The sequence below is a fragment of the Nocardioides psychrotolerans genome (genome assembly GCF_943371775.1).
Taxonomy (GTDB): domain Bacteria; phylum Actinomycetota; class Actinomycetes; order Propionibacteriales; family Nocardioidaceae; genus Nocardioides; species Nocardioides psychrotolerans_A.
The window spans coordinates 1-11,199 of sequence record NZ_CALRWD010000111.1 but is presented as its reverse complement, the minus strand read 5'-3'; the positions used below and the strand labels follow the sequence as shown (position 1 = coordinate 11,199).

General features: G+C 71.6%; 8 protein-coding genes. 3 read left to right on the top strand and 5 right to left on the bottom strand.

Translation table 11 applies throughout. From position 1 onward, the window contains the following. Positions 1–57 precede the first annotated feature (57 nt). The 4 genes from AAG827_RS20975 to AAG827_RS20960 all read right to left on the bottom strand — a co-directional run bounded on the left by AAG827_RS20975 (position 58) and on the right by AAG827_RS20960 (position 4,219). Entirely contained in the window at positions 58–315 is a 258-nt protein-coding gene (locus AAG827_RS20975) for an HPr family phosphocarrier protein (RefSeq protein WP_341928154.1), read from the bottom strand. 72 nt (positions 316–387) lie between these two features. Then, positions 388–2,493 (bottom strand): fructose-specific PTS transporter subunit EIIC, encoded by a 2,106-nt coding sequence (locus AAG827_RS20970; RefSeq protein WP_341928153.1) that lies wholly within the window; start codon positions 2,491–2,493, stop codon positions 388–390. Next, positions 2,490–3,455 carry a 1-phosphofructokinase family hexose kinase gene (locus AAG827_RS20965; RefSeq protein ID WP_341928152.1) on the bottom strand — a complete coding sequence of 322 codons (966 nt, stop codon included), beginning with the start codon at positions 3,453–3,455 and terminating at the stop codon, positions 2,490–2,492. The genes AAG827_RS20970 and AAG827_RS20965 overlap by 4 nt, the downstream gene beginning before the upstream one ends. After that, positions 3,452–4,219, bottom strand: coding sequence for a DeoR/GlpR family DNA-binding transcription regulator (locus AAG827_RS20960; protein WP_341928151.1), 768 nt, complete (start codon positions 4,217–4,219; stop codon positions 3,452–3,454). The genes AAG827_RS20965 and AAG827_RS20960 overlap by 4 nt, the downstream gene beginning before the upstream one ends. 97 nt (positions 4,220–4,316) lie before the next feature. On the opposite strand from AAG827_RS20960, the gene ptsP reads away from it, so the two are divergent. Further along, on the top strand, positions 4,317–6,029 hold the full coding sequence (gene ptsP, locus AAG827_RS20955; protein ID WP_341928150.1) for a phosphoenolpyruvate--protein phosphotransferase: 1,713 nt from the start codon (positions 4,317–4,319) through the stop codon (positions 6,027–6,029). Here the strand turns inward: ptsP and AAG827_RS20950 are convergent. Continuing rightward, positions 6,015–8,180, bottom strand: coding sequence for a molybdopterin-dependent oxidoreductase (locus AAG827_RS20950; RefSeq protein WP_341928149.1), 2,166 nt, complete (start codon positions 8,178–8,180; stop codon positions 6,015–6,017). The two genes, ptsP and AAG827_RS20950, sit on opposite strands and share 15 nt — an antisense overlap. Before the next feature lie 201 nt (positions 8,181–8,381). On the opposite strand from AAG827_RS20950, the gene rpsO reads away from it, so the two are divergent. Both rpsO and AAG827_RS20940 read left to right on the top strand, forming a co-directional pair. After that, positions 8,382–8,657: a 30S ribosomal protein S15 gene (gene rpsO / locus AAG827_RS20945; protein ID WP_341928148.1), complete on the top strand. Its 276-nt coding sequence runs from the start codon at positions 8,382–8,384 to the stop codon at positions 8,655–8,657. Positions 8,658–8,934: 277 nt separating this feature from the next. Further along, positions 8,935–11,163 (top strand): polyribonucleotide nucleotidyltransferase, encoded by a 2,229-nt coding sequence (locus AAG827_RS20940; RefSeq protein WP_341928147.1) that lies wholly within the window; start codon positions 8,935–8,937, stop codon positions 11,161–11,163. The last annotated feature ends 36 nt before the right edge of the window (positions 11,164–11,199 follow it).

The window sequence follows — 11,199 nt, the reverse complement described above, 5'->3', positions numbered from 1 at the left end:
GAGTCGGCGCGATGTTGCACACACGACTGCAACATTGCGCCGACTCGGCGTCTCACCTCAGGCGTCGAGGTCCTTCTCGACCAGGGCGACGATCACGTCGACGTCGGCCTCGACGTCACCCGACACCTCGACGGTGTCGCCCGGGCCGGCGCCCAGGGTCATGATCAGCAGCGCGGAGCTGGCGTCGACGGCCTCGTCGCCGGGGATCCCGATCAGGACCTCCGAGTCGAGCTCGTCGGCGGCCTCGGAGATGATCGCGGCGGGACGGGCGTGCAGGCCGACGGCAGAGCCGACGACGACGGACTTGGTGGGCATGGTGCTCCTTCGGTTGGGGCTGTGGCGGTGGTGAGGTGGCTGGGGTGATGACGGGTGGACGGGCCGGGTCGCTCAGACGGTAGCGGGGTCGACCTCGCGGGATCCGACGGACTTCAGGGCGATGACTGCGGCGGCACCGACGAGGACGCCCGCCACGAGGGCGATCAGGAAGCCGAGCACGCCGTCGACGGCGAACAGCACGAAGATGCCGCCGTGAGGTGCCCGGACGCTGACGTCGAAGGCCTGGGAGAGGCCCCCGGTCACGGCGCTGCCGAGCATGATCGACGGGATGACCCGCAGCGGGTCGGCAGCCGCGAACGGGATGGCGCCCTCGGTGATGAAGGAGGCCCCGAGGAGCCAGCCGGCCTTGCCGTTCTCGCGCTCGGCGACGTTGAAGAGGCCGGGGCGGACGACGGTGGCCAGGGCCAGCGCGATGGGCGGCACCATGCCGGCGAGCATCACCGAGGCCATGATCTTCAGCTCGGGTGCGTCCGCTGCGAGGGACGCCCCGCCGACACCGACCGCAGCGAAGCTGTAGGCGACCTTGTTGAGGGGCCCACCCATGTCGAAGGCCATCATCAGGCCGAGGATCACGCCGAGGAGGATCGCGCTGCTGCCGGTCATCGAGTTGAGGCCGTCGCTGAGCTGCTCCATGACCCAGCTGATGGGCTTGCCCAGGACGACGATCATCAGCAGGCCGGCGATGATCGAGGTGAGCAGCGGGATGACCAGCACGGGCATCAGGCCACGCGCCCAGGTCGGGACCTTCCAGCTCGCGATCCAGTGGGCGATGACGCCAGCGAGCACACCGCCGGCGATGGCCCCGAGGAAGCCGGTCGCGGGGAGCGCGACGCCCTCGGCGGAGGTCACGCCGAAGAGGTTGGCGGCGAGACCACCCATCACGAAGCCGGGCGCGATGCCGGGGCGATCGGCGATCGCGTAGGCGATGTAGCCGGCGAAGGCCGGGATGAAGAGGGCGAAGGCCGTCTTGCCGATGATGAAGAACAGTGCCCCGAAGTAGGCCATCAGGCCAGAGCCGAACAGCGCGTGGTCGAGGCCGAGGGCCTGCGGGTCGGGCAGGTCGAAGACGGTGTTGTTGACCGCGATCTCGCCGTAGGGGCCGACGATCTCGTAACCGCCGAGCAGGAAGCCGAGAGCGATCAGGAGACCGCCCGCCGCGACGAAGGGGATCATGTAGGAGACGCCGGTCATCAGCACCCGACGGGTGCGACCTCCCCACGTCTCGTTGGCTCCGGCGCCGGTCTCGCCGGCCGTGACGCTGCCCTCGACGCGCGGGGCGCCCGGGTCGTCGGCGTAGCGCAGCGCCTCGGCGATCATCGTGTCGCCGTCGTCGATCGGGCGCTTGACGCCCGAGGAGACGACGGGCTTGCCGGCGAAGCGGCCGCGGTCGCGGACGCCCACGTCGACGGCGAAGATGACGGCGTCGGCGGCGGCGATGGTGCCGGGGGCCAGCGGCGTGGAGCCGGCCGAGCCCTGGGTCTCGACCTCGATGTCGACCCCGGCGCGCTCGGCGGCGGCCTCGAGGGCCTCGGCGGCCATGTAGGTGTGGGCGATGCCGGTCGGGCACGCCGTGACGGCGACCAGCGAACGACGGCGGCCCGGTGCCGCTGCGGGTGCCTCGGGTGCGGTCTCGGCGCTGGTGGACGACACCGGAGCGGCGGCCACGGCGGCCGCGGCGGGCGCGGGCGCCGCCTGGGGCTTGGCCGGTGCGTCGACGACGCGCGTCACCAGGTCGATGACGTCCTCGGGGGTCTCCGCGGCGCGCAGGCCGTCGGTGAACTCCGCCTTCACCAGGGCTCGGGCGAGCTTGGTGAGGATCTGGAGGTGCGTGTTGTCGCCACCCTCGGGGGCCGCGATCAGGAACACCAGGTCGGCCGGGCCGTCCTTGGCGCCGAAGTCGACCTTCGGCGCGAGGCGGGCGAAGGCCAGGGTCGGGACGTCCACGCCGGTGGTGCGGCAGTGGGGGATGGCGATGCCGTCCTTGAGCCCCGTGGGGGACTTGGCCTCGCGGGCGAACGCGTCGGCGACGAGCGCCTCCACGTCGAGCGCGCGGTCGGCCTGGGCGACCACACCGGCGAGCGCGCGGATCACCTCGTGCTTCTCAGAGCCCAGGTCGGCGTCGAGCCGGACCAGGTCGGTCGTGATCAAGGCGTTCACTGACACCCTCCTAGGGTGAGGTTGACCTCGCGGACCTGCACCAGATCGGCGCGGACCTGCGAGGGTCGAGGGATGGTCGTGCCGGGCAACCCGGCTGCTGCACTGCCGTAGGCGACGGCGAGGGCAAGGCGGTGGGCGGGGTCCTGCTGGCGCAGGTCCCCGAGGAGGTAGCCGAAGAGGCTGGAATCGCCGGCACCGACGGTGCTGACGACGGTCGTGGGCGGCGGGGTGGCGTGCCAGGCGCCATCGGCGGTGACCAGCACGGCGCCGTGCGGGCCGAGCGTCACCAGGACCTCGTCGACGCCGGAGGTCACCAGCTGCTGGGCAGCGCGGGCCGCGGCCACGGGGTCCGCCTCCAGGGCGACGGGATCGGCGCCAGTGAAGGAGGCGAGCTCCTCGCCGTTGGGCTTCATCAGGTGCGGCGCACCCTTGGCGAGGCGGTCGACGAGCGCCCGCAGCGGGGCGTCGCTCGTGTCGACGGCCACCCGTGCCCCGAGGCCTCGCAGGGTGGCGACCAGGTCGGCGTACCACTCGTCGGGCGCCCCGGGCGGCAGCGAGCCGGCCAGCACCACCCAGTCGGCCTCGACGGCCCGTCGGGCGACCGCGTCGGCCAGCACCGCGAGGTCGTCGGCCGTCACGACCGGGCCCGGGCTGTTGAGCTTGGTGGTGGTGCCGTCGGGCTCGCTGATCGTGATGTTGACGCGCACCGGGCCCGCGGGGGCCACCGCCAGGCTCGGGATGTGGGCGGCGGTGAGCTCCAGGACGAACGGGTCGTCGTCGGCCGCGGGCAGCACCGCCAGGGTGGGCACGTCGGCGCTGACCGCGGCGCGGGAGATGTTGATGCCCTTGCCCCCCGCCTGGGAGGTCATGGAGTCGGCGCGCTGCACCGAGCCCCGGGCCAGCGTGCCGGCCAGGGCGACCGTGCGGTCGATGCTGGGGTTGGGGGTGAGGGTGACGATCATGCGACCACGACCTCGAGGCCGGCCTCACGCAGGTCGTGGAGGTCCTCGTCGGAGATGGCGTCGTCGGTGACGAGCGTGTCGACGTCCTCGAGCGTCGCGAAGCGTACGGCGAGCTCCGGCCCGATCTTGCTCGAGTCGGCCACCAGCACGACGCGTCGCGACGCCGCGACCAGAGCCCGCTTGGTGGCAGCCTCGTCCCGGTCGGGCGTGGTCAGCCCGTAGCCGGCGGTGATGCCGTTGGTGCCGAGGAAGAGCACGTCCGCGCGCAGGTCGTGGAGCGCCGCGATGGTGTCGGGTCCGACGGCTGCCTGGGTGGTGGCGCGGACGCGGCCGGGGAGCAGGTGCAGCTCGACCTGGGGGAAGGTCATGAGCCGCGAGGCGACCGACACCGAGTGGGTCACGGCGACCAGGCGGTGCTCGCGGGGCAGGGCCGCGGCGATCCGGACCGTCGTGGACCCCGCGTCGAAGAGCACCGTGCCTCCCGCAGGGGGGAGCAGGTCGATCGCGGCGCGGGCGATGCGGTCCTTCGCCTCGGTGTTGGCGGACTCCCGCTCGACCAGACCGGCCTCGATCGAGGCCAGGGCGCCGGCGGGGACGGCGCCGCCGTGGACACGATGGACCAGGCCGAGACGTTCCAGTGCGGTGAGGTCGCGGCGTACGGTCTCCGTGGTGACGTCGTACTCCTCGGCCAGCGCGTTGACCGAGAGTCGGCCGCGGGCGGTGACGAGCTGCGCGATCGCCTGCTGGCGTTCCTCGGCATACATGCTCATGAGTCTGTGGCCTCCATCACTTTCTTTGTATATGTTGTTTTACGCCCGAATCTGTTGACTGTCAAGAGGGCGAGCAGGTTAACTTGTGACCATGGTCACCGACTCCGCCGCTGTCACCCCGTCCACGCAGGACGCCCCGGGCTCGCTGCAGGGCACCCCTGTCGTCCCCGGCCTCGCCTTCGGGCCGGCGCTCGTCATCCGCACGGAGATCCCGGCCGAGGCCGTGGCCCGCTTCGGGGACGGCGGCTTCGCCGACGAGGATGCCGCCCTGGCCGCCTACGACGCGGCGGTCGAGGCCGTCGCCGCCGGCTTCGCGGCCAAGGCCGAGGTCGCGTCCGGCGCGGCTGCGGAGGTGCTCACCGCCAGCGCCGGCCTCGCCCGGGACAAGGGCCTGCGCAGCGCCGTGCGCAAGGCGCTGCGCAAGGGCGACGACCTGTTGACGGCGGTCAACGAGGCCGCGGAGCAGTTCGTCACGATCTTCACCTCGATGGGCGGGCTGATGGCCGAGCGGGCCACCGACCTGCGTGACATCGAGCGCCGCCTCGTCGCCCGCCTGGTCGGGGAGGCCGAGCCCGGGGTGCCGACGCCCGAGCGGCCCTCCGTGGTCGTCGCGGAGGACCTCGCCCCGGCCGACACCGCCGGTCTCGACCCGGCCGTCGTCCTGGCGCTGGTCACGGAGCGCGGGGGCCCGACGAGCCACACCGCGATCATCGCGCGGCAGCTGGGCATCCCGTGCGTGGTCGGCGCGGCCGGTGCGCTGAGCATCGACGCCGGGACGCCGCTGCTGGTCGACGGCACCTCCGGCTCGGTGCGGCTGCGTCCCGACGCCGCGGAGGCCGAGCGGCTGGTGGCGCAGGACGTCGAGACGCGCTCGGCGCTGTCGTCCTGGGTCGGCCCCGGTGCCACCGCCGACGGCATGCCCGTCAAGCTCCTCGCCAACGTCGCGGACGGGGAGTCCTCGGCCTCCTCGGCCCAGGCGCCGGTCGAGGGCGTCGGCCTCTTCCGCACCGAGCTGTGCTTCCTCAACCGCGTCGAGGAGCCCACGGTGGAGGAGCAGGCCGACATCTACGCCGCCGTGCTCGCGCCGTTCGCGGGCTCGCAGTACGTCGTGGTCCGCACCCTCGACGCCGGCAGCGACAAGCCGGTGGCCTTCGCGACCCACGAGGGCGAGGAGAACCCCGCGCTCGGCGTCCGGGGCCTACGCCTGTCCTTCAGCAACCCCGGGCTCCTCGAGCGGCAGCTCGACGCCATCGCGATCGCTGCCGAGCGCACCGGCACCGAGACCTGGGTCATGGCCCCGATGGTCGCCACCGTCGCGGAGGCCCGTGGGTTCGCGGCCGCCGTGCGTGGTCGCGGGCTCAAGGCCGGCGTCATGGTCGAGGTGCCGTCGGCCGCGCTGCTGGCGCCGCGGATGCTCGCCGAGGTCGACTTCCTCTCGATCGGCACCAACGACCTCACGCAGTACACGATGGCTGCCGACCGCATGGCCACCGACCTGGCCCACCTGACCGACCCGTGGCAGCCGGCCGTGCTCCAGCTGATCGCGATCACCGCCGAGGCCGGCAAGCAGGCCGGCAAGCCCGTGGGCGTCTGCGGTGAGGCCGCGGCCGACCCGTTGCTCGCGTGCGCGCTGGTCGGCATGGGCGTGACGTCGCTGTCGATGGCCGCGGCCGCCGTACGCCCGGTGGGGGCGCGGCTGGCCACGACCACCTCCGAGCAGTGCGAGGACGTCGCCGAGGCTGCCCTCGGAGCCGAGGACCCGGCCGCCGGCCGCGCCGCCGTGCTGGCCCTACTGGGCGGCTGAGACCGTCACCGGCACTCCGTTGAACGCGGCGTTGCCGGAGAGGTCGAGCTCGTCGGGATCGGTCAGGTCGTTGATCGACACCCCGGCGACCCGGCTGGCGTGGCCGAGGCGGGTGCCGTCGACCTGGTGGCCGTAGCCGTGGGGGAGTGACACGACCCCCGGCATCATGTCGTCGACCCCGGTGGCCTCGACCTCGACGGAGCCGACGCGCGAGGTCACGGTGACGCGACCACCGTCGGTCAGGCCACGCGCGGCCAGGTCGGCAGGGTGCATGAGCAGGTGGTGGCGCGGCTTGCCCCGGGTCAGGCGGGCGGTGTTGTGCAGCCAGGAGTTGCAGTCCTGCTTGTGCCGGCGCCCGATGAGCAGCAGCTCGTCCGTGCCCGGAGCGGGGGCGCCGGCGAGCGAGGCGTGCAGCCGGTCGAGGTCGCCGACCAGCAAGGGGGAGGCGAGGTCGATCCGCTTGTCCTTCGTCTGCAGGCGACCCGGCATCGTCGGCTGCAGGGGCCCGAGGTCGACGCCCTCGGGGCGCGCGCGCAGCTGACGCATCGAGACCTTCTTGCCGGTCAGCAGCAGGCCCGTCACGACGACCGCGGGCGACGCGGTCATCCGTGCCCACGAGGTCAGGCGGGCCTTGAGCGGCAGCGTGGTGCCCAGACGGGCCTGGAGCCGCGACGCGAGGGCTCCGAAGATCTGCCAGTCGTGGCGCTGGTCCTTGCCCTTGGCGAAGACGGCCGGGGTGAAGCGGGCGGTGTTGCGGACGGCGAAGTTGTGGAAGACCAGGTCGTACTGGTCGCGCTCGAGCGCCGACGTCGGCGGCAGGATCACGTCGGCGTGGCGCGTCGTCTCGTTGAGGTAGATGTCGATCGACACCATGAAGTCGATGCTCTCGAGGGCCCGCGCCAGGCTCTTGCCGTCCGGCGTCGACAGCACCGGGTTGCCGGCCATCGTCACCATCGCCCGCACCTGGCCCTCACCCTCGGTCTCGATCTCCTCGCGCAGCACCGAGACCGGCAGCTCGCCGGCGAACTCCGGGCTGTCGCGCACCCGGCTGCGCCAGACGTCGAAGTGGCCCTGGCCGATGATCCGGCGGCCCACGATGTCGATCGCCGGCTCGGGGAACATCACGCCGCCCGGGCGGTCGAGGTTGCCGGTGAGCACGTTGAGGCACTGGATGGCCCACTGGCAGACCGACCCGAAACCCTGGGTCGAGACCCCGAGCCGCCCGTAGGCGGCAGCAGCGTCGGCGCCGGCGAAGTCGCGCGCCACCTGCCGGATCACGTCGGCAGGCACGCCGCTGTGCGCCTCGGCGCCCTCGGGCGTGAAGGTCGCGACCAGCTCGCGGACCCGGTCGACGCCGTCGACGTACGACGGGGGCGTGGTGAGCCCCTCGGCGAAGAGGACGTTCAGCATCGCGAGCAGCACCACGGCGTCGGTGCCGGGGCGCACGAAGTGGTGCGCCGTGGCGACCTTCGCGGTCTCGGTCCGTCGCGGGTCGAGGACGACCATCTGCCCGCCACGGGCCTTGAGCTCGCGGACCCGGGTGGGGAAGTCGGGCACGGTCATCAGCGAGCCGTTGGAGGCCATCGGGTTGGCGCCGACGACCAGGAAGTAGGACGTGCGGTCGAGGTCGGGCACGGGGATCATCAGCTGGTGGCCGTAGAGCTGCCAGGAGACGAGCTGGTGGGGGATCTGGTCCACCGACGACGCGCTGAAGCGGTTGCGGGTGCGCAACGACTTCACCAGCGCGGTGCCGTGGGTCTGGGAGCCGAGCGAGTGGGCGCTGGGGTTGCCGAGGTAGACGCCGACCGCGTCGCGACCGTGCTCGGTGATCGTCGCAGCGAGCCGGTCCGCGACCAGGTCGTAGGCCTCGTCCCACTCCATCTCGACCCACGTGGTCGCACCCGCGTCGTCCGTGACGCGACGGATCGGCCGCTTGAGGCGGTCGGGGTCGGTGTAGACGTCGGCCATCGACACACCCTTGGGACAGATGTAGCCACGGGAGAGCGGGTCGGCGTCGTTGCCGCGGATCGAGGTGACCTCGCCGCTCTCGATGGTCAGCTCGATGCCACAGATGGCCTCGCAGAGGTTGCACACCCCCAGCCGGGTGCCGGTGAAGTCGTCAGGGACGGGGGAGTGCGTCAGGAGGCCCACGCCCCGCATCGTGCCACCACCGGTGCCGTCGATCACCCCGCTCCGCGCATTTGGGGCTGGTCGGGCCCCGCGATACGCTTCCTCGGTTGCCCACGGGCGACATCAGCACTGAGTCAACCGCCGTACAACGGCCGCGGATCGAGAGTGCCCGGGTGAACAGGCCCCGGCGCGCCGCGCAACGAGTGAACCAGAAGGAGTCGCATGTCCATCGGAACTGACGCTGCCACCAAGAAGAAGATCATGGCGGAGTACGCCACGACCGAGGGCGACACCGGTTCGCCCGAGGTGCAGATCGCACTGCTGTCCTTCCGGATCAGCCACCTGACCGAGCACCTCAAGACGCACAAGCACGACCACCACAGCCGTCGTGGTCTGCTGCTGCTCGTCGGTCAGCGCCGCCGCCTGCTCAACTACCTGCGCAAGACCGAGATCGAGCGCTACCGCTCGATCGTCGAGCGCCTCGGCCTGCGCCGCTGACACCGTCGAAGGGACTCACCGTCTGGTGGGTCCCTTCGTCGCATCGCAGGCCACTAGATTGAGGCCGTGAGACACCGGGTCGCGAGACCCGAGAACTGAACACCATCACAGATGCGATCCGCGCCACCGCAGGCCCGGTCCTCGGTAGTGATCTTCAGGAGCCCACCTCGCACGACGGGCTGCTGCGGGTCTCGATCGAAGATCGGCCACCGTCCCCCACCATTGGCGGGACATGTGCGCGGGAGTCGCGGATCGCACCGCGAACAGAAGGATCAACGTGACTGAACCCGTCATCTCCGCCGTCGAGACCGTTCTCGACAACGGCAAGTTCGGCAAGCGCACCGTCAAGTTCGAGACCGGGCTCCTCGCCCGCCAGGCCGCCGGTTCGGTGACCGCCTACCTCGACGACGACACGATGCTGCTCTCGGCCACCACGGCCGGCAAGCACCCCAAGGACCACTTCGACTTCTTCCCCCTGACGATCGACGTCGAGGAGCGGATGTACGCCGCGGGCCAGATCCCCGGCTCGTTCTTCCGCAGCGAGGGTCGTCCCGGCGAGGACGCGATCCTCACCTGCCGCCTGATCGACCGCCCGCTGCGCCCGACCTTCAAGAAGGGTCTGCGCAACGAGGTCCAGGTCGTCATCACGGTCATGGCGCTCAACCCCGACGCCCCCTACGACGTGCTGGCGATCAACGCCGCGTCGCTCTCCACGCAGCTCTCCGGCCTGCCCTTCTCCGGCCCCGTCGGCGGCGTGCGCGTCGCCCTGATCGAGGGCCAGTGGGTCGCCTTCCCGAGCCACAGCCAGCTCGAGAACGCCGTCTTCGACATGGTCGTCGCCGGCCGTGTCACCGACACCGGCGACGTCGCGATCATGATGGTCGAGGCCGAGGCCACCGAGCAGACCTGGACCCTGGTCCAGAACGGCGTGCAGGCTCCCACCGAGGAGGTCGTGGCCGGTGGCCTCGACGCCGCCAAGCCCTTCATCAAGCAGCTGTGCGAGGCCCAGGCCGAGCTGGCCAAGACCGCCGCCAAGCCGGTCCAGGACTTCCCGGTCTTCCTCGACTACGAGGACGACGTCTACGACGCCGTCTCCGCAGCCGCCTCCGCTGGTGCCGGCGCAGCGCTCGTCATCGCCGACAAGCTCGAGCGCGAGGCCGCGCTCGACACCGTCAAGGCGTCGCTGCTCGACCAGCTCGGGTCCCAGTTCGAGGGTCGCGAGAAGGAGATCGGGGCCGCGTTCAAGTCGGTCACGAAGTCCCTCATGCGCGAGCGCGTCCTGCGCGACAAGGTCCGCATGGACGGTCGCGGCCTGGCCGACATCCGCGCGCTGCACGCCGAGGTCGGCGTCATCCCGCGCGTCCACGGCTCGGCGCTCTTCGAGCGCGGCGAGACCCAGATCCTGGGTGTCACCACGCTCAACATGCTGACGCTGGAGCAGAAGCTCGACACGCTCTCCCCGGAGAAGTCGCGCCGCTACATGCACAAGTACATCTTCCCGCCGTTCTCCACCGGCGAGACCGGTCGCGTGGGCTCGCCCAAGCGCCGCGAGGTCGGCCACGGTGCGCTCGCGCGCCGCGCGCTGCTCCCCGTGCTCCCCACCCGCGAGGAGTTCCCCTACGCGATCCGCCAGCTCTCCGAGGCCATGGGCTCCAACGGCTCCACCTCGATGGGCTCGGTCTGCGCCTCGACCCTGTCGCTGCTGCAGGCCGGTGTCCCGCTCCGGGCCCCCGTCGCCGGCATCGCGATGGGTCTCATCTCCGGTGAGGTCGACGGCAAGACCGAGTACGTCGCGCTGACCGACATCCTCGGCGCCGAGGACGCGATGGGCGACATGGACTTCAAGGTCGCCGGCACCCCGGAGTTCGTGACCGCGCTCCAGCTCGACACCAAGCTCGACGGCATCCCCGCCGAGGTCCTCGCCGCTGCCCTCAACCAGGCCAAGGACGCCCGCACGGCGATCCTCGCGGTCATGAACGAGGAGATCAGCGTCCCCGAGGAGATGTCGGTCCACGCGCCGCGCATCATCACGGTCCGCATCCCCGTCGACAAGATCGGCGAGGTCATCGGCCCGAAGGGCAAGGTCATCAACCAGATCCAGGACGACACCGGCGCGTCGCTGTCGATCGAGGACGACGGCACCATCTACATCGGTGCCACCAACGGCGAGGCGGCCGAGGCTGCCCGCCAGGCCGTCAATGCGATCGCCAACCCGACCATGCCCGAGGTCGGCGAGCGCTACCTCGGCACGGTCGTCAAGACGACCAACTTCGGTGCCTTCGTCTCGCTCATGCCCGGCAAGGACGGCCTGTTGCACATCAGCAAGCTGCGTGGCCTGGCCGGCGGCAAGCGCGTCGAGGCCGTCGAGGACGTCCTGTCCGTGGGCCAGAAGGTCCAGGTCGAGATCGCCGAGGTCGACGACCGCGGCAAGCTCTCGCTGATCCCCGTGGTCGAGGAGACCGACGGTGAGGGCGACGCCCCCGCCGAGGGCTCGGACACCGAGTGACCAAGGCTTCATCGTCGACCCGCCCGAGCTCCTCGG

Bases quoted from the DNA above. Each gene is read 5' to 3' on its own strand.
- AAG827_RS20975 (WP_341928154.1), bottom strand. From the start codon at position 315: ATGCCCACCAAGTCCGTCGTCGTCGGCTCTGCCGTCGGCCTGCACGCC.
- AAG827_RS20965 (WP_341928152.1), bottom strand. From the start codon at position 3,455: ATGATCGTCACCCTCACCCCCAACCCCAGCATCGACCGCACGGTCGCC.
- ptsP (WP_341928150.1), top strand. From the start codon at position 4,317: ATGGTCACCGACTCCGCCGCTGTCACCCCGTCCACGCAGGACGCCCCG.
- rpsO (WP_341928148.1), top strand. From the start codon at position 8,382: ATGTCCATCGGAACTGACGCTGCCACCAAGAAGAAGATCATGGCGGAG.
- AAG827_RS20960 (WP_341928151.1), bottom strand. From the start codon at position 4,219: ATGTATGCCGAGGAACGCCAGCAGGCGATCGCGCAGCTCGTCACCGCC.